Source organism: Micromonospora sp. WMMD980 (assembly GCF_029626035.1).
Classification (GTDB): Bacteria; Actinomycetota; Actinomycetes; order Mycobacteriales; family Micromonosporaceae; genus Micromonospora.
Window position 1 is genome coordinate 4,602,879 of sequence record NZ_JARUBE010000003.1, and the last position, 17,422, is coordinate 4,620,300.

The window sequence follows — 17,422 nt, forward strand, 5'->3', positions numbered from 1 at the left end:
CACGCCGGCACCGATGCCGACGGCCGACCGGGCGGCCGTCGTGCTGCCGGGGCTGGACGGCCCGGGCAGCACCGCGTACGACGTCAACACCGCCGGGGTGGTGGTGGGCGCGGCGGAGTTGGCCAGCGGCTACTGGCACGCGGTTCGCTGGGTGGACGGTCGGATCGAGGACCTGGGCACGCTCGGCGGTCCGAACAGCCAGGCAGAGGCGATCGACGAGCAGGGCCGGATCGTCGGCACCGCCCAGGCCGCCGACGGCAACAGCCACGCCGTGGCCTGGGTCAACGGGAAGATCCAGGATCTCGGGCTGACCGGTGGCATCTTCTCGATCGCGTTCGACACGGCCGGGGACCGGGTGGTGGGCACCTACCACGTGACCGACAGCTTCAGCGGGCGGCGGGCGTTCGTCCGGACCGGGAACACCGAGATCGCGATCGACGCGCCGCCGGGTGCGAGCGCGGCCGCCGTCAACGAGGCTGGCACGGTCGCCGGCACGTACGGCTTCAAGGACTGGACCGATCCCCCGTTCGTCAACCAGGCGTTCGTCTGGCGCGACGGGGTCCTCCGGTCACTCGGCACCCTGGGCGGCCCCACCAGCACCGCCAACGGCATCAACGACCTCGGTCAGGTGGTCGGCACGAGCTGGACCGCGGACGACCAGTTCGCCGCGTTCTTCTGGGACGGTTCGACGATGCGGCGGCTGGCCACCAGCTCGGCCTCCCCGACGGCACAGTCGGTGAACGACTCGGGTCTGGTCGTCGGCACCGGCGGCGTCGCCAGCCGGGCGATGATCTGGCCCACGCCGACGACGAGTTCACAGCTGCTGCCGCTGCCGGACGGGGCGGTGAGCAGCGTCGCGATCAACGTCAACGACGCCGGTCTGATCGCCGGTCAGGTGGACTACCTCTCGCCGAGCTTCCACAGCCGCGCCGTCGTCTGGCGTTGACCGGCACCGGCCCGGTCGGCGCCACGGGGCCGACCGGGCCGGTCCACACCGCCGGGACGGGGCATGATGGGTGGCGTCGGCGAACGGCGACCGCGAGGAGGCCGGCATGTCGTTGCTGCGACGGGTGATCGGTGGTGTGCTGCGGCGCATCCGCCTGCGCCAGGGCCGCACGCTGCGCGAGGTGGCGCAGGCCGCCGGCGTCTCCCTGCCCTACCTGTCCGAGGTCGAGCGGGGCCGCAAGGAGGCATCCTCGGAGGTGCTGGCGGCGATCTGCCGGGCGCTCGGCATCCACCTCGCCGACCTGCTCGAGGAGGCGCGCGACGAGCTGCGCCGGGAGCGGCCGACGCCGGTCGGCCCCGGGGTCCCGCTGGCCCGGATCGAGCGGGTCCCCGCCGCCCGCGGCGGCCCGCAGCTGCGGGTCGGCCCGCCCCGGCTGCACGCCACCCGCCGCCCGGCCGGCCCGCACGCGCCGCTTCCCGCCCGTCCGGCCGCCCCGACGCCGGCGCCCGCCGACCGCCCGGTCGGCCGCACCCCGCTCTTCGGCGGTGCGCTGCGTCCGACGGGCTTCTCCCCCACGCCTGTCGGCCCGCCGCTCGGTGACGGTGCGCCGGCACTGTTCGGTGCCGGCAGCCGGATCTGGCTGATCCCGACGCCGGCCGTGCGCCCGCGTCCGCGTACCTCACCGGCGCTGGCCCGGCGCCGGGCCCGAGCGGCTCGACGGCGCCCGGTCGCGGCGTAGCCGTCGAGGTCGGCGCGGCGCCGCGCCCGAGGCCGGCCCGGCTTCTGCCGAGGGGCGAATCTGCCCCCGGCAGAAAGCCTGGGTCGCGAGCCGATGCCCGACGGACGCTGGAGACCGCCGGCTCGCCGGGCGGTCCCCCGCCCGCCGGCGCTACGGAGGTGGGCGGTCATGGGCAGCGTCTGGATGCGGGACGAGGGGCAGCCGGTCTTCGGGGACCGGGTCTTCGAACGACTGCTCAAGGAACGGATCATCTTTCTCGGCACCGAGGTCACCGACGAGTCGGCCAACCAGATCTGCGCGCAGATCCTGCTGCTCGCCGCCGAGGACCCGGAGCAGGACATCTTTCTCTACATCAACTCGCCCGGCGGTTCGGTGAGCGCCGGCATGGCGGTCTACGACACGATGCGGTACGTCCGCAACGACGTGGCGACGCTGGCGCTCGGCATGGCCGGTTCGATGGGCCAGTTCCTGCTCTGCTCCGGCGCGGCGGGCAAGCGGTTCGCGCTGCCGCACTCGCGGATCATGATGCACCAGCCCTCCGGCGGGATGGGTGGCACCGCCGCGGACATCACCATCCAGGCGGAGAACATGCTGCACGTGAAGCGCACCATGCAGGAGTTGATCGCCGAGCACAGCGGCCGCACGCTGGAGGAGATCCAGCGCGACTGGGACCGCGACCGCTGGTTCACCGCCGAGGAGGCCCGCGAGTACGGGCTGGTCGACCAGGTCCTCTCCCGCGTCGACCAGCTCGCCGCCTGACCGGTGCGGCCCGGCCGGTGTGACACCAGCCGGGCCGCCCGCGCCGGTCAGGGGTAGCTGACCACCGGGCTGGTGCCGTAGGAGCCGACGACCGGGGTGCCGACCTCGTTGATCGTGCGCTCGATCCCGCCGCTGCCGTCCAGGAACACGGTGATCGCGTCGTGGAACCGCACGCCGGCCCGGCGCGGCGCCTCGATCGCCCGGTCGCAGCGGATGTCCACGCCCTGGTTGAAGTAGGCGTAGACGCCGAGCCCCCACGCCTCGTGCGTGCGTACGTGCGGGGACACCCGGTAGGAGGCCCAGCCGTCGCCGGTCGGGCTGCGCCAGGCCGCCTGGCTGGGCGGGTCGTAGGGCAGTTCGCTCTGGTAGAACACGGTCCGGCCGCGCTCGCCGTTCCACACCGTCTGCCAGCGCTGGTAGTGCTCGACGAAGAGCCCGTACGCGGTCACGTCGTCGCCGTTGACCACCACGCCGGTGGCGGCGGTGTTCACGGTCCAGCCGATGGTGCCCGGATTGCCGTGGTCGCCGCGCCAGGCCCAGATGTTGTCGATCAGCGTGTGCCGGCTGTTGACCACGAGGCTGGTCGCCGCGCGGCCGGCGTACGGGCCGCCGATGCGGAAGAAGACGTCCTGGAGCGAGATCGGGTTGGTCGCGTGCGAGCGGTGGCTGTGCCGCCCGCCGACCTCGACCAGCACCTCGGACTCGACCGGCCCGGCGTCGACGAGCACCCCGGCGATCCGTACCCCGTCGACGTCCTCGATCCGCAGGGCCGCGTCGCCGGTGACCGGCGCGAGGCTGGGCATGCCGAGGCCGAGCACGACGGTGTTCGGCCGGCGGATCCGCAGCGCCCGGTCGAGGCGGTAGACGCCGGGGGTGAGCAGCAGGTGCCGCCCCCGGGCGAGTTCGGCGTTGATCCGCTTCGCCGAGTCGGTGGGCCGGGCGAGGTAGAAGTCGGCCAGCGGCAGCGAGGGCGTCGGCGCGCCGCCGGCGGCCCAGGTGGTGCCCGCGGTGTCCCGGCGCAGCCTCGGCACCGCGACCCGCCAGCGGCCGGCGCCGTCGACGAAGAGGTACGGCTTCTCCCGGATCACCGGGCTGGTCGGCAGCGTGGTGTACGGCGGGTCGGGAAAGCCCTGCGCGGGCGCGCCGACGACGCCGGAGAAGACCTGGTTCCACACTCCGTTGGTCCAGTCGCCGCCGAGTTCGCTGTCCCGGGTGAGCCACTGCTGCTGGGAGCCGTTGATGGTGATGCCGTCCACCTTGGAGTCGGCGATGAAGCCGCCGCTGGAGTAGCCGCCGTTGCCGGGCTCCAGCCAGAGGATGCCCTTGACGTGCACCCGGCGCATCGGCGACGCCTGCGAGACGGCCCACTGGTTCGACCAGTCGGTCGGGGTGACGGCGAGGTTCTCGGCCGAGCGCCAGAAGTTGGTCAGCGCGGAGATGCCGGCCGGCGAGTTCGGGTCGGGCTGGCCGACCACCCGGACCGCGCCGTGGATCTCCACGTCGTCCGGGTGGGCGCCGAGACCGGCGACGGTGGTGTAGTAGCCGAGCCGGGCGTCCACCTCGTAGCGGCCGGGCTTGAACAGCACGGCGTACCGGTCGAGGCCCATCTCGTTGTGCTCCTGGGCGGCGAAGATGCGGTCCAGGTCGGACTGGATCTCCGCGACCGGCGTGCTCGGGTCGTAGACGAGGACGTTCGGGCCGAGGTCGGGCTCGTGGGCGGGCCGGCCGGGTCGCGCGGCCGGGGACGCGGCGGCGGCGGCCGGAAGGCCGAGGGCGGTGAGCGAGGCCGCCGAGGCGGTGAGCGTGAGGAAGCGGCGGCGGGAGGGGTCGGGTGATCGCATCTGCCTGCCTGTTCGGTGATGGGAACGGAGAGCGCTCTCCGAGCTGTTCCTACCTCACCGTCGTCGATCCCACCAGACTTCTGGGTTCCGGAACCGGGAAGCCTCGCGACGCTGCTCGGGCGCGCGCCGACCACGCCGGCCGAGGCGATCCGCGCCGCGCTCTGCCGAACGGCCCGGCCTGCTCGCCCGAGCGGCGGTCAGGCGCGCTCGGCGCGCTGCTTCACGAGGTCGTCGACGAGGGTCTCGACGTAGTCGGCGGTCTCCTCCCAGCGGGTCACCGCAACGCTGCGGATGCCCATCGCCTTCACCGGGTAGTCGTTGCCGCCCACGTCGAGCCGGTCCCCCACGAAGAGCACGTTGTCGGTCTTCAGGTCGAGATGCTCCAGCAGCTTCCGCATGCCGTACGCCTTGTCCACGCCCTTGCGCGTCACGTCGATCGAGGTCGAACCACCGCCCCGGACCTCCAGGTCGGGCAGCTTCGCGGCGACCGCGTCCCGCAGCTTCTTCTTCTTGCTCCCGTCCGGGTCCCAGCCGTACTTCTCGGCCGGCGGGGCGGACTGCCCCAGCGCGGAGAACGTGATCTGGCTGCCCCGGTCCTCCACGATGTCGCCCCAGGTCTTCGACTCCCACAACCCGAGCGCCTGCGCCGATTCGGTCAGCGCGGCGACCACGCGGGCCTTGTCCGCCTCGCTCAGGTCCTCCGCGTAGACCAGCCGCCAGTCCCCGTCGGACCAGCGGTAGTAGCGGGTGCCGCAGGTGGGCATCAGGTGCAGCCGGTCGCGCTGCTCCTCGGTGAGGTCGAGGTGGGCCAACACCTGCGCCTGGAACTGCTCGAACCGGCCACCGGAGATGACCAGGACGTCCACCTCGGCGAGCAGGTGACCGAGCAGGTCCGCCATCCGACGATCGATCTGGGACTTGGAAATCGCCAGGGTGTCGTCCAGGTCGAACGCCACCACTCGAAGATCGTTCACGAATACCTCATGTGTCGTCGCGGGCCGGCCGGGACTAGCAGGGTACCGGTGCGACCTGGCACCTCTCTGAGCGCCCGCGAACTGGGCCTGTTGACGGAGGGTAACAAGACGACCGCGAGCGGCGGCCCGAAAAGGCGGTGACACACGCCGCGGCACGCCACCTCGTTCCCGGTGGGCGATTCGGTCGGGGCGGTGTGCGCCGACGTCTCCGGCGCCGAGTTCACCGGGGAGTCCCGCTCCCACGTGTCGGTCTACCGGCTGGCCTAGGCTTCGATGATGGCGAAGGTCCTCGTCACCGGCATGTCCGGCACCGGTAAGTCGACAGTCCTACGCGCCCTGGCCGCGCGCGGCCACCGCGCCGTCGACACCGACACCGAGCGCTGGAGCCGGTGGGTGACGCTACCCGACGGCTCGACCGACTGGGTGTGGCGGGAGGACGCGGTCGTCGCGCTGCTGGAAGGGCACCACGCCGGGCATCTCTTCGTGGCGGGCTGCAAGAGCAACCAGGGCCGATTCCATCGCAGCTTCGACCAGGTGGTGCTGCTCAGCGCCCCGGCCGAGGTGTTGCTGTCGCGCATCGCCCGCCGCACCGACAACCCGTACGGGAAGCGCGCCGAGGAGCGGGCCGAGATCCTGCGGAACCTGACCGAGGTCGAGCCGCTGCTGCGGGCGACCGCCACCGCCGAGATCGACGCCTCCGGGCCCGTCGAGGCGGTCGTCGGGCACCTCGAACGCCTAGCCTGTACGCGTGTTCAACTCAGCGCTGGTCAATCTCTACACCACCGACATCGAGGCGGGCATCCGCTTCTACCGTGACCTGCTCGGCTTCACCGAGACGTTCCGGACCCCCAGCGAGGGCGTCCCGGAGCACGTCGAACTCCGGCTCGGCGGGTTCACCGTCGGGCTCGGCACGGTCGAGGCGGCCCGGCGGGCGCACGGCGTGACTGCCGAACCGGGCCGCCCCGCCATGGCGCTGGTCATCTGGACGCCCGACGTCGACGCGGCCTTCGCGCGACTCACCGCTGCCGGCGTGCCGACGGTCCAGGCCCCGCACGACTCCGGCAACGCCAACCGCAACGCGCTGCTCCGTGACCCCGACGGCAACCTCGTCGAGATCGTCTCGAGGGTCGCCTGAGCGGACCGCCGGTGGCGACGGCGATCGACGCACTGACACCGATCCATGCCCTCCGCCACGATCGGCAATCGATGCATCGCCATGGGCAGCGATTTTGCTGATTTTCGAGGTGCCCCCGGCAGGATTCGAACCTGCGACACACGGTTACCAACCGTTACCCTGTCAGGCTTGCCATCGCTGGTCGCATTTTGGCATTGACCTGCACGAACACTGTCTTGTACTTATCGCTGCTTGTCACTCGTAGTAAGTTCTGGGGAGGGGTTTTCGGGGGGTAAACGGGGGCACCCTGCCCGGTGCCATCAGCGAACGGATGCTGGCGCAGGCTGGTGCCCTGGGGTGGGGATGCATGGATCAAGGAGCATCTCGTCGTGCGGACTCCGGACGTCGAGCGGTACGAGACGCTCCTGCGTTCCTGGCTCACACGAGTGCAGCTGGGTGCAACTCCTGGTCAGGTACCGAGATCGGCCACTGAACGAGGAGCGCCGTCGTCGATGCATGGACGAGCGCGGGTGGTGCATACTCGGCGGCGCCGTTTCGTCTTTGCCAGAGAGGGACGCCGTAGGTGGAGTTCCGCAAGGCAACGCCGGGGCCCGCGACGGCATCGCCGACAACTTCGTGCAAGTGCGACCGCGGCGCAGTCACGCGGCGGTGTTGGAGATCCGGCTGCCGCGTAGCGGCGACGAAACCAGTGCCCTGTTGGACGCTTCCGGCCTCGACGTGTTGGCGTACGCGGCACGGTGGGGCCGGTACCGGATGAGCGTGAACTCAGCCCACGTCGCCGCGCACCAGCAGCTGCTACTGGACCTGATCCGGCAAGCGGCCGGAACTCCAGCGCCAGCCAACGACCGACATCGCACATCAGCGCCACCTCGTTCGGCCGGCCCTGGGACTGCCGTCGGCCGGACTGCCGCGCACCCGCCGCCTCCGCGAAGAGGGTCGCACGCCCAGAACGACCCGCGTGCGTCGCAGCTGGCCGTCCGCGTGGTGGGGTTGAACTGACCGATGACGAGCGTGCCTGATCCGGTGGGCGCGGCGGGCTAAGTCGTCGCAGGCGCTGGCGTTGCGGCCCAAGATCGTCCTGTTGTGCGCCGATGATCTAGTGAAAGCGCATGCCGCGCAGCGGCTTGGGGTGTCGCGGGACATGGTGGGACAAGTGGCGCAGCCGGTTCCTTGCGCGGCGGCTGGAGGGCCTGGTCGACGAGCCGCGGCCGGGAGCGCCCTATCAGCGGACGATGAACCAAGTCCCGCCAGGCCGGCCGGTGGGCTCGAGCAAGCCGGTGATCTTACAGCTTTCGACGTGCTCGCGTAGGTCCCCGTCGGCGTCGAGGGCGGGGACCCAGTCGGTGGCGGCGGTGATGACCTGGGCGACATGTTGCGGCTCAAGTGGATCACGCAGTTCTGCATCGCCGCCTGGGGTCATCTGTTTGTGACGACCTACGGCAGGCGACGGGGCCGTCGCAAACGAGGAAGAACTCGTCGTTGACGTCCCGGGGTCAGGTGGGCAGGTCGTCAATCAAATGCACCATTCAGCATTCCCGCTCATGGGATTTGCAGTAATGAATACATTGACGCCGCGCTCCGCCTCCCTTACTCTGCATCTTGTGACTCCCGACCGATTCGGAGGAGTAGATCATTGAAGATCTGTTTCGTCGGAAAATATCCTCCGATCGAGGGTGGAGTCAGCGCGCAGAACTACTGGGCTGCCGCAGCGCTGGCATCACGTGGTCACGAAGTCTATGTCGTAACCAATTCAGATGAGGTCGAAAAACGTTTTCGACAACGCCTTGACGGCGTCGAGGCGGCAGATTTCGAACCGCAATTCCCAGCCGCGGGCGGCGCGGTCAGGGTGATTCGTCCGGAGCCGATGACGCCACGTCGAATGGCGCACATCCCGTCGAGCAACCCGTTTGTGTCGAAGCTGGCTGGCCTGGCTGCCGCAACCATCCACGAAAATGGCTGTGAACTCATCGTCGCCTACTACTTCGAGCCCTACGTGGTGGCCGGTCACCTGGCGTCGACGTTCACCCGCACGCCGATGATGGTCGAGCACGCCGGCAGCGACCTCGATCGGCTCATGCGCGTGCCCGAACTGGCAACGGTCTACAAGGAGATTCTGCGGTCGGCGGCCGCCGTGGTGACCAAACCGTCTCTGGTGCACCGGTTCCTCGGCATGGGGGTGGCCCGTGAGGCGCTGCGGTTCGGTCCTCCGTACCCGCTGCCGACGTCGGCGTTCTCACCCGAGGCCGTACCGCTGGACACCGGGGAAATCGCCGCGGCCTCGATCGACGAGTTTGGCTCGCGGTTCGACCCGGCGTTGCCGACGATCGGCATGTACGGCAAGCCCGGCGACCGGAAGGGCACGTTCGACCTGATCGCCGCGCTGGCCGTCCTCGCCGGTCGCGGGCTCCGGTTCAACGCGCTCTTCCTCAGCGGGCGGTCCCAGTTGGACCGAATGCGCGCCGAACTCCGCGCCGCCGGCCTCGCCGACCGGACCGCGATCCTCGACTTCATGCCGCCGTGGCGGGTCGGCCGCTTCATTCGCACCTGCAACGCCGTGTGCTTCCTGGAGCGCGACTTCCCGATCGGCATCCACGGCCCGGTGGTACCGCGGGAGGTGCTCGCCTGCGGCGTCTGCCTGGTGCTCTCCGGAGAGATCCTCGAAAAGCAGTCGTACGCCCACCGCCTCACCGACCAGGGCAACGTTCTGGTCGTCACCGACCCCAAGGAACACGACAAGTTGGCGGCCCAGCTCGAGATCGTCGTTCGGGACCCGGTGGGGGCGGCTCGGATCGGCGCGGCCGGCGGTGTGCTCGGAGCCGACTTCGACAGTTTCGAGACCTTCGCCGATGCCTGGGAGTCGCTTGTCGACATCGGGTCGCCGGCCCAGCGGATTCCCGCACCCCGCACCCCGGCCGACCTGCTGGCCGAATTCACGCCGAAACTGGCCGGGTTGTTCGGGCCCGCGTGGCCGGGCGTCGTCGCCGAGTTCGAGGCGGCGTGCGACATCGACGCTGCTTCCGGCGACTTCGCCGCTGCGGAGGCGTTCTGTCAGCATCTGACCCGACGACTCGACCAAGCCGCGCTGGACGCAGGCGTCAGTCCCGCGTACCTGGCCGACGCGCTGCGCTTCCAGCAGGCCCGGCTCTGGGCCGGTCAGGACGGTCCGCATGACCGGGACGGGCACGCCGGCATCCGGTTCTCCCCGGCGCTGCTGCGGCAGATGGCCCCCCGTCGCGCCGGCACGGTCCGGGTGGAGTCGTTCGACCACAACGTCACCGACCTGTTCTGTCGGCCGACGGGCCCGGTTGGCGTCCAGACCACGCAGCCGGGCGAGCGGAGTTTCGTCTGCTTCGTCCGCCGGCCGAACCTTGACCACCACGAGCTGCGGCTCAACGCTGCTACCTATCGGCTGCTCGGCCTCTGCGACGGCACCCGCACCGTCGGTGAACTGGTGGCCGTGTTGGCTCCGGCCGCGGAGGCCGACGCTCTCCGGGCCCTGGTCGACCTCCGGCGAGAGGGTGTCGTGGTGCTGGAGGACGCCGCCCAGGGCGCGCCCTGATACCCCGGCAGCGCGGCCCGCGCCGCCGGTCGGCAACTGCCAACGGGAGGGAGGTGAATCACATGGAGACCTTGGAGAACATCGTGTTCGAGATGGAGGAGCTTTCGCTCAGCAACGTTTCGGACATCGAGGCCCCCGGTTGCGCGAGCTGCTCGAGCTGCGGTGGGTGCACGGGCTGCGGCATGGAGAGCTGACCGGCCGTCCCGCCCACGCCGCGCAGGCCCTAGGCCGGCACCGCAGCCCGCACCCTCACAAGCTTCCACAGGAGGATGCAATGAGCAAGGCTCTACCACGGCTCGGCGCCGGCCTGGGGTACCGCACGGCGCTGCATCAGGACATCGTCGCCAACGCCGACCGGATCGACTTTCTCGAAGTCATCTCCGACCAGTATCTGTACGCACCGCCGGAGAAGCTCCTGCGGCTGTTGGAGCTTGGCGACGCGTTCCCACTCATTCCTCACGGGGTCGGCCTGTCCGTCGGTACGGCGGCACCCCTCGACGGCGAATACCTCGATCGGTTGGCGCAATTCGTTGAAGCGACGCGGGGCCACTGGTTCAGCGACCATCTCAGCTTCACCAAGACACCCGACGTCGATGTCGAGCAGCTCACCCCCGTGTGGTTCACGGAGGAGAGCCTCGAAGCGGTCTGCCGCAACGTCCGGCAATTGAAGGCGCGAATTCCGGAACCGCCGTTCCTGCTGGAGAACGTCACCTACTACTTCCCGATCCCGGACAACGACCTCAGCGAGGCTGACTTCATCACGCGGGTGCTCGAGGAAACCGACACCGGTCTGCTCATCGACGTGAACAACATCTGGATCAACTCAGTAAACCTGGGCTTCGACCCGTACGAGTTCCTGAACTCGATTCCATTGGAACGGGTTGTGCAGATGCACATCGCCGGCGGGGTCGAGTTGGCCGGCATGCTCGTCGACACCCACAGTAGCGCGGTCAACGAGCAGGTGTGGGCGCTCGCCGCCCACGTCATGGAACGGGCGCCGGTCAAGGCCATCCTGCTCGAATGGGATTCCGACTGGCCGGAGTTCGCCGAACTGCTGGACCACCTCGACCGGGCTCGTGACCTGTTGCCCACCCCGGCGAAAGCCGGGTCATGAGCCTGCTCGACATGCAACGGGCGTTCAGCCGGCTGCTCACCGATCCCCACTTCGAACGGGAGTTCTTCGGCGAAGGGGCGGACGCGCCGTCGGAGTACGACCTCACCGAGCGTGAGCTGGACAGCCTGCGTCGGATGGACCGGAAGCGGCTCCGGCTGCACGCCGGCAACCTGGCTCACGCCCGGCTGGGCCTGGCGCTCAAGTCGGTGCCGCTTTCCGCGCTGGTCCTGCACGGTCAACTCGACCGGCACCTGGTGCGCTTCTGCCGGGAGTATCCGCCGGTCCCGGCTGCGGAGAGCGCTGTCATCCTGGCCACGACACGGCTGTGCGACTTCGCCGAGCGGCTCTTCGCCGACGGGGACCTGCGACCCGCGTACGCCTGGGACCTGCTCCGTTACGAGAAGCACCTACTGGTGCAGGGATTCGGCACCACGTCCTGTCACGCCGCCGCCGAGTTCGCCCGGCGGCCGGCACCGCCGGAGCTGCTCGGCGACTGCGTCCCGATCACCGGCGCGCACGTGCTCGTCGACCACTTCCGGCATGACCTGCCCAGCCTGCTGCCCAGGTTGCAGGCTGGCGAGGTGCCCGAGGACGCGCCGCCGCTCGCGGAGCCGATGCGGATGATGTTCGTGAAGCGGCCGTTGAAGGCACTCGTCCAGACCTGCCGGCTCAACGCCGGGATGGAGTCGGTGTGGCACCTGTGCGACGGCACCCGCACGGTGGACGACATCGCGTCCCGCTACCCCGACCCGCAACCGGTCGTGACGGCGCTCCGCGCCCTCAACCGCTTCGGGGCGATCGCCTTCACCACCGAGAGGACGTGTTGAGGATGTGCGGCATCACCGGGATCTTCGGGACGGCCGACCGGTCGGCCCTGACGGCGATGACGGACTCGTTGCGTCACCGCGGCCCCGATGACGAGGGCCGGTACCTCGGGAAGCTCGCGGGCATGGGCCACCGGCGGCTGAGCATCATCGGGATCGACAACGGTGCCCAACCGATCCGGGGCGACCGACGCGACGTGTACGTGGTGGCCAACTGCGAGATCTACAACTACCGGCAGCTCCGCGACGAACTGCGGCGGCGGGGACACCACTTCGGCACGGACTCGGACGCCGAGGTCATCGTGCACCTCTACGAGGAGTACGGAGACCGTTGCGTCGAACATCTGCAGGGGATGTTCGCGTTCGCGGTCGCCGACGGGGACCGCCTGCTGCTGGCCCGTGACCGCTTCGGTATCAAGCCGCTGCACTACGCCGAGGTCGGTGCGGGCCTGCTGTTCGCGTCGGAGGTCAAGGCGCTGCTACAGAGCCGGCTGCTGACCCCGCAGATCGACGAGGAAGCGCTGGCCGACACGGCCGTGTTCGGTCATCCCGCCGGCCCCGGCACCCTGCTGCGGGGGGTGGCGAGCTTGCCACCCGGCCACACGCTGAGCGCGGTTCTGGCGGACGACCAGGTTGTCACCACCGTCACCCGCTACCACACGTTGCCCGAGGCGGAATCCGACCCGATGCCGTTCGCCGATGCCGCCGCCGGCCTGACGGAGCTGCTGCGGGCCACCGTCCGGTCGCACCTGATGGCCGAGGTGGAGATCGGGATCACTCTCTCCGGCGGCCTCGACTCGACGATCCTCGCGCGGCTCATGCGCGAACTGCACGACGGTCCGATCCGCGCCTACACCATCGGGGACCACGCGGACCATCCCGACGTGGTCCAGGCCCGGCGGCTGGCCGCGCGCCTTGGCCTGGATCACCATGTGTCGATCCTGACGTTCCAGGATTTCGTCGCGACCATCCCGCGCTACCTCACCGCCGCCGAGCAGCCCGCCGGCCTCGGCGGCATCGCGCTCAACTTCCTGTGCCGGCGGATCGGCGGCGACGTCAAGGTGTGCCTCAACGGAGAAGGCGCGGACGAGGTTTTCGGCGGCTACGGCGAGTACGTCAACCGGTCTTTCCGAACCCGGCGGATGGTCGAACGTCTCGCCGCTCTCGATGCGTCGGGTCGTCCGGTCAGCGGGCGGGGGCGGGAATACCTCGATTCGCTCACCGCCGACCAGCCGTTCCCTCAGTACCTTCGGATGCTGTTCGCGGAGAACATGCGGGAGCAGCTCACCCGGGACCACCTCGAACTCCTGGACGCTTCGTCGATGGCGGCGAGCCTGGAGATGCGGGTGCCGTTCCTCGACCACCACGTGGTCGAGTTCGCGTTTCGTCAACCGCTGGCATACCGGGTCGACTGGGAGTTGGGCATCACCAAGCGACTGCTCAAGCAGGCCGTCCTGAGGACCTGGGGCGACGAGGTCGATCTGGTGGGCAGTGTGCTGCGACGCAAGATCGGAGCCCCGACCTCCGTCCTCGGGCACCGGGAGCGGTTCATCCGCCTTTGCGAACAGGTGTTGCCGGCGGACTACCTCCGCGACGACGAGTACGGCACGTTCTTCGAACAGAAGTCCGACCTGCTGGTCTTCAACCTCTACCAGGAGATCTTCGTCCGATGCCGTGGTGTGCTCCCCGACGGGTTCACCATGCTGGACTTCATGGCGCAGCAGGCTCGCCGGCCGGCCCTGTCCGTGGCCGGCTGAGTTCGCCCGGCATGCCAACCGACACCGCGCACCAGCGGGACGCCCTGCTCCGCGTCCTGGGCCTGCTCCGACGGCAGCGGTGGGCGGCGGCAACCGCGGTGGCACTCGGTGTCGTGGTCATCCTGCTGACCAATGCGCTGCCGCTGGTGATCCGGCGCATCATCGATCACGGCCTGTTGCACGACAGCGACGCCACGACCTCCGGGCTCGCGCTGCTGCTCGGGCTCGCCGCTCTCCGCTGGCTCGGAGACGTGGTACGCCGAGAGGTTAGCGGCCAGGTCGGGCTGCGCCTGGAGGCGGACCTACGGGCTCGGCTCTTCGGGCACCTGCTCTCGCTGGACGCCGGGTGGCACGGCCGCACGGAGGCCGGGCGGGTGCTCTCCCTCGTCGGCTCCGACCTGCGAATCGTCCGCGCCTTCGTCTCCTACTCCGCCTTGTTCATCCTCCTCAACACGCTGACCGCAGCCGCCGCCCTGATCCAGATCTGGCGCCTGTCTTGGCCGGTCGGGGTGGCCGCCACCGCTGTCCTGCCGCTGTTCGGGCTGGTCACCATCGGCTATGGGCGTCGGACGTTCGCCGCCTCCGCCGGGCTTCAGGAACGGGTGGCCGCCCTCACCACGCACGCCGAGGAGAACGCGGCCGGGATGCGCGTCGTCAAGGGCCTCGGCCGCGAGAACGAGGAAGTTCAGGCGTTCACTCGCCGGTCGGCCGAGGTCCGTGACCACAACGTGGCCCTGTCCGCGCTCCAGGCCCGTTACCTGCCGTGGACGATCGGCCTGCCCGAGGTCGGCCTGGTGCTCATCGTGTGGTTCGGCGGCTACCTGACGATCCGGGAATCGCTGACGGTGGGCACACTCGTGGCGCTGAGCACCTACATGGCATTGCTGGTGTGGCCGGTCAGCTCCATGGTCGGGCTGTTCGGCTCCGCCCGGCGAGCCGCCGCCAGCGCGGCTCGGGTCTTCGCGGTTCTGGACGAGCCCCTGACGGTGGCTGACCGTCCCGGTGCGGTCGACCTGCCCCGAGCGTCAGGTGGCGCCTCCGTCACCTTCGACGACCTCTGCTTCCGGTACCCCGGCGGGACCTGGCCCGGCCTGCGGCGGATCCGACTGGACGTGGCCGCAGGTGAACACGTGACAATCGAGGGCGTCGGTGGTTCCGGCAAGTCCGCGCTGGCCGGGCTGCTGGTGCGACTCTGGCTGCCGGACTCCGGCCGCCTGATGGCCGACGGCATCGACGTCGCCGACCTCACGCTCGACTCGGTGCGCGCCGCGGTGGGTTACGTGCCACAGGACGCCGTCCTGTTCAACGGCACCGTCCGGGAAAACCTCCTCGTCGGTCACCCGACCGCGACCGCGACCCAACTCGACCGGGCCCTGCGCCTGGCCGCCGCCGACGAGTTGGTGCGGACGTTGCCCAAGGGGTTGCAGACCGTCGTCGGTGACCACGGGCATCTGCTCTCCGGCGGGCAGCGCCAGCGGTTGGCCCTGGCCCGCGCGGTACTACCGGAACCCCGGGTTCTCGTCCTCGACGACGCACTGACCCAAATCGACACGGAAACCAGACGGCGTGTTCGCAACCGGCTCGAGGAACTGGCCGGCGCGGTCACCGTCCTGCACCTGACCCGACCCGGCGCTACGGGACAACCCCACGGGCGGGTGGTCACCCTGACTCCCGACGGCGCCTTGCGCGAGATCACCGGCGCGGGCGGTGGGCACCGGTGACCGCGCGACGAGGTCGCGTGATCGCGCTCCTGCGACCGCTGCTCCGGACCTACCGGGGGTCGGTTCTGCTCGGCATCGGGGCGGCCATCCTCCAGACCGCTGCCGCGCTCACCATTCCGTACCTGATGAAGGTCGCCATCGACGACGGGATCCTGGTCGGAAACGTCACGGTGCTGTCCCTCGCGGCGCTGGCCGGCGTCGTGCTGGCCGGCCTGGAGGTGCTCGCGGCCCGTACCCAGATCCGCGCGGTGGCCCGCGCAGGGCACGGCATGCTCTCCAGCACTCGGGTCGCGCTCTTCGCACACCTGCAACGGCTGCCGATGCAGTACCACGAACACAACCGTCCGGGCCGGCAGGTCGCCAGCCTGACCGCGGACATCGAGGCGATGAGTGGGTTCCTGACCCAGGGATTCGTCACCCTCTTCGTCAGTACGCTCACCCTCACCGGTACGGCGGTCGTGCTCTTCCTGCTCGACGCCGGGCTGGCGGTCGCCTGCCTCGTCGTGATGCCGGTGCTGGCACTGGCGACGAGGTGGTTCCGCCGTCGGTCCGCGGTCGCCTGGCGACAGGTGCGGGAGACCGCGACCGCAGTCACCGTCGAGCTGCAGCAGGCCCTAACCGCCATTGCGGTCATCCAGGCGTTCCGCCACGAGCGGGCAACACTCGACCGGCTCGCCGCGGCTGACGGCGAGGAGCGGCGGGCCAAAGCCGCCACGGTCCGCACCGCCGGGATCTACTTTCCCACCCTCGACCTCTGCTCCGCCCTGGCCACCGTCGCCGTCCTCGCCATGGGGGCTCGTTCCGTCTCCGCCGATGGTCTGGAGATCGGCACCCTCACCGCCTTCCTTCTCTACCTGCGCGGCTTCTTCAGTCCGATCTACGAGTTGTCCTCCGTGTACGACACCCTCCAGTCGGCCGTGGCGGGGGCCGAACGGGTCATCGACATCCTGGCGACACCGGTGACGGTGCCCGAACCGGCGTCGCCGGTGCAACTCCCGGACCCACGCGGCGCGGTCACCCTGTCCGAGGTGACCTTCGGCTACCCCGACCACGACGGCCTCAGCGGACCGGATGTGCTGCACGACGTCAACCTGGCCGTCGCCGCGGGCAGCACCGTTGTCATCATCGGCCCCAGCGGAGCCGGCAAGTCCACGCTGGTGAAGCTAATGCTGCGCTTCTATGACCCCCAGTGCGGGCGAGTCACCCTGGACGGGGTCGACGTCCGTCGACTAGCCCACTCGGACCTACGTCGCGCGATCGCCTACGTGCCACAGGAGGGGTATCTGTTCACTGGCTCCATCTCGGACAACATCCGGATGGGCAACCCGACGGCCACCGACGACGAGATCGAGGCCGCCGCACGCACGCTTGGCGTCTGGTCAGTCCTGTCCACCACACCTGAGGGCCTCGACACACCCGTCGGCGTACGTGGTATGGCTCTGTCCGCGAGCCAGCGCCAGGTGATCGCGATCCTGCGCGCGTGGATGGCGGACCCGACGGTGTTGATCTGGGACGAGGCGACCAGCAGCCTGGATGTCGAGACCGACCAGAGGGTTCAGGATGCCACCCGCCTGCTGCGGGCCGGGCGCACCATGATCGTCGTAACCCACGACCTGCTCCGGAGCCTGGACGCCGACTCGGTGGCGCTGGTGCGGAACGGGCGGGTGGTGGCGTACGGGACGCCTGCGGAACTGCTGGCCACGGAGCGCTGGCTGTCCGAGGGCATCCAGCGGCCGACCCTCGCAGCCCACGGCCAGCCCACCGCCTATGCCGAGGAACCGGCGCGGACGGTCGGCATAGGGACGGATCCGAGTTGATCTCCACTGATGTGCACAGCGGATGACACCGCCGCGAGTGCAGCAAGCCGCCTGGTCAGCGCCTTCACGGTCGACGGTTTCGGCTTCCGCTCGGCGCTCGACGGCGACGCCAGTTCCAGCGCCGATACCGATCACTCCATTGGCTGAGGGACGTGCCCAGGGCTGCGGACGCGCGCATCGGCGGGAAGAGTGCCAGCCAGCCCTTGACGCTCGACCACTGCGCAACGATGACAAGA

15 protein-coding genes are annotated in these 17,422 nt (G+C 69.9%); 12 read left to right on the plus strand and 3 right to left on the minus strand.

What is annotated here, in order from left to right; genetic code table 11:
* The first annotated feature begins 13 nt into the window (after positions 1-13).
* From O7618_RS21630 to O7618_RS21640, 3 genes are all read left to right on the plus strand, one after another.
* Positions 14-946, plus strand: coding sequence for a hypothetical protein (locus O7618_RS21630; protein ID WP_278107953.1), 933 nt, complete (start codon positions 14-16; stop codon positions 944-946).
* Positions 947-1,052: 106 nt separating this feature from the next.
* Positions 1,053-1,685: a helix-turn-helix transcriptional regulator gene (locus O7618_RS21635; protein WP_278107954.1), complete on the plus strand. Its 633-nt coding sequence runs from the start codon at positions 1,053-1,055 to the stop codon at positions 1,683-1,685.
* 168 nt (positions 1,686-1,853) lie between these two features.
* Positions 1,854-2,444, plus strand: coding sequence for an ATP-dependent Clp protease proteolytic subunit (locus O7618_RS21640; RefSeq protein WP_278107955.1), 591 nt, complete (start codon positions 1,854-1,856; stop codon positions 2,442-2,444).
* Between the two features lie 47 nt (positions 2,445-2,491).
* On the opposite strand, the gene O7618_RS21645 is transcribed toward O7618_RS21640, so the two are convergent.
* The gene (locus O7618_RS21645; protein ID WP_278107956.1) at positions 2,492-4,285 is read right to left on the minus strand and encodes an adenylyl cyclase; all 1,794 of its coding nucleotides are present in this window, start codon (positions 4,283-4,285) and stop codon (positions 2,492-2,494) included.
* A gap of 197 nt (positions 4,286-4,482) precedes the next feature.
* Entirely contained in the window at positions 4,483-5,259 is a 777-nt protein-coding gene (locus O7618_RS21650) for an HAD-IIB family hydrolase (protein WP_278107957.1), read from the minus strand.
* Between the two features lie 276 nt (positions 5,260-5,535).
* On the opposite strand from O7618_RS21650, the gene O7618_RS21655 reads away from it, so the two are divergent.
* Together O7618_RS21655 and O7618_RS21660 are read left to right on the plus strand one after the other, a co-directional pair.
* The gene (locus O7618_RS21655) at positions 5,536-6,075 is read left to right on the plus strand and encodes an AAA family ATPase (RefSeq protein ID WP_278107958.1); all 540 of its coding nucleotides are present in this window, start codon (positions 5,536-5,538) and stop codon (positions 6,073-6,075) included.
* On the plus strand, positions 6,008-6,394 hold the full coding sequence (locus tag O7618_RS21660; RefSeq protein WP_278107959.1) for a VOC family protein: 387 nt from the start codon (positions 6,008-6,010) through the stop codon (positions 6,392-6,394). Before O7618_RS21655 ends, O7618_RS21660 begins: the two co-directional genes overlap by 68 nt.
* Positions 6,395-7,616: 1,222 nt before the next feature.
* On the opposite strand, the gene O7618_RS21665 is transcribed toward O7618_RS21660, so the two are convergent.
* Positions 7,617-7,814 carry a hypothetical protein gene (locus tag O7618_RS21665; RefSeq protein ID WP_278110251.1) on the minus strand — a complete coding sequence of 66 codons (198 nt, stop codon included), beginning with the start codon at positions 7,812-7,814 and terminating at the stop codon, positions 7,617-7,619.
* A 213-nt stretch (positions 7,815-8,027) separates the two neighbouring features.
* On the opposite strand from O7618_RS21665, the gene O7618_RS21670 reads away from it, so the two are divergent.
* From O7618_RS21670 to O7618_RS21700, 7 genes are all read left to right on the plus strand, one after another.
* Positions 8,028-9,953, plus strand: a complete 1,926-nt coding sequence (locus O7618_RS21670) for a glycosyltransferase (RefSeq protein WP_278107960.1) — start codon at positions 8,028-8,030, stop codon at positions 9,951-9,953.
* A 139-nt stretch (positions 9,954-10,092) separates the two neighbouring features.
* Positions 10,093-11,067 (plus strand): DUF692 domain-containing protein, encoded by a 975-nt coding sequence (locus O7618_RS21675; protein WP_278107961.1) that lies wholly within the window; start codon positions 10,093-10,095, stop codon positions 11,065-11,067.
* The gene (locus O7618_RS21680) at positions 11,064-11,894 is read left to right on the plus strand and encodes a hypothetical protein (protein ID WP_278107962.1); all 831 of its coding nucleotides are present in this window, start codon (positions 11,064-11,066) and stop codon (positions 11,892-11,894) included. Before O7618_RS21675 ends, O7618_RS21680 begins: the two co-directional genes overlap by 4 nt.
* A 2-nt stretch (positions 11,895-11,896) precedes the next feature.
* Complete coding sequence (gene asnB / locus O7618_RS21685) at positions 11,897-13,648, plus strand: asparagine synthase (glutamine-hydrolyzing) (protein ID WP_278107963.1); 1,752 nt, start codon at positions 11,897-11,899, stop codon at positions 13,646-13,648.
* Between the two features lie 11 nt (positions 13,649-13,659).
* Positions 13,660-15,369: an ABC transporter ATP-binding protein gene (locus tag O7618_RS21690; protein WP_278107964.1), complete on the plus strand. Its 1,710-nt coding sequence runs from the start codon at positions 13,660-13,662 to the stop codon at positions 15,367-15,369.
* Positions 15,370-15,386: 17 nt separating this feature from the next.
* Positions 15,387-17,186, plus strand: coding sequence for an ABC transporter ATP-binding protein (locus O7618_RS21695; RefSeq protein WP_278107965.1), 1,800 nt, complete (start codon positions 15,387-15,389; stop codon positions 17,184-17,186).
* 9 nt (positions 17,187-17,195) lie between these two features.
* Positions 17,196-17,333, plus strand: coding sequence for a hypothetical protein (locus O7618_RS21700; RefSeq protein WP_278107966.1), 138 nt, complete (start codon positions 17,196-17,198; stop codon positions 17,331-17,333).
* Positions 17,334-17,422 lie beyond the last annotated feature (89 nt).

Excerpts from the sequence above, each read along its gene's own strand:
- O7618_RS21630 (WP_278107953.1), top strand. The coding sequence starts at position 14 with ATGCCGACGGCCGACCGGGCGGCCGTCGTGCTGCCGGGGCTGGACGGC.
- O7618_RS21635 (WP_278107954.1), top strand. The coding sequence starts at position 1,053 with ATGTCGTTGCTGCGACGGGTGATCGGTGGTGTGCTGCGGCGCATCCGC.
- O7618_RS21640 (WP_278107955.1), top strand. The coding sequence starts at position 1,854 with ATGGGCAGCGTCTGGATGCGGGACGAGGGGCAGCCGGTCTTCGGGGAC.
- O7618_RS21645 (WP_278107956.1), bottom strand. The coding sequence starts at position 4,285 with ATGCGATCACCCGACCCCTCCCGCCGCCGCTTCCTCACGCTCACCGCC.
- O7618_RS21655 (WP_278107958.1), top strand. The coding sequence starts at position 5,536 with ATGGCGAAGGTCCTCGTCACCGGCATGTCCGGCACCGGTAAGTCGACA.
- O7618_RS21665 (WP_278110251.1), bottom strand. The coding sequence starts at position 7,814 with ATGACCCCAGGCGGCGATGCAGAACTGCGTGATCCACTTGAGCCGCAA.
- O7618_RS21680 (WP_278107962.1), top strand. The coding sequence starts at position 11,064 with ATGAGCCTGCTCGACATGCAACGGGCGTTCAGCCGGCTGCTCACCGAT.
- asnB (WP_278107963.1), top strand. The coding sequence starts at position 11,897 with ATGTGCGGCATCACCGGGATCTTCGGGACGGCCGACCGGTCGGCCCTG.
- O7618_RS21690 (WP_278107964.1), top strand. The coding sequence starts at position 13,660 with ATGCCAACCGACACCGCGCACCAGCGGGACGCCCTGCTCCGCGTCCTG.
- O7618_RS21700 (WP_278107966.1), top strand. The coding sequence starts at position 17,196 with ATGTGCACAGCGGATGACACCGCCGCGAGTGCAGCAAGCCGCCTGGTC.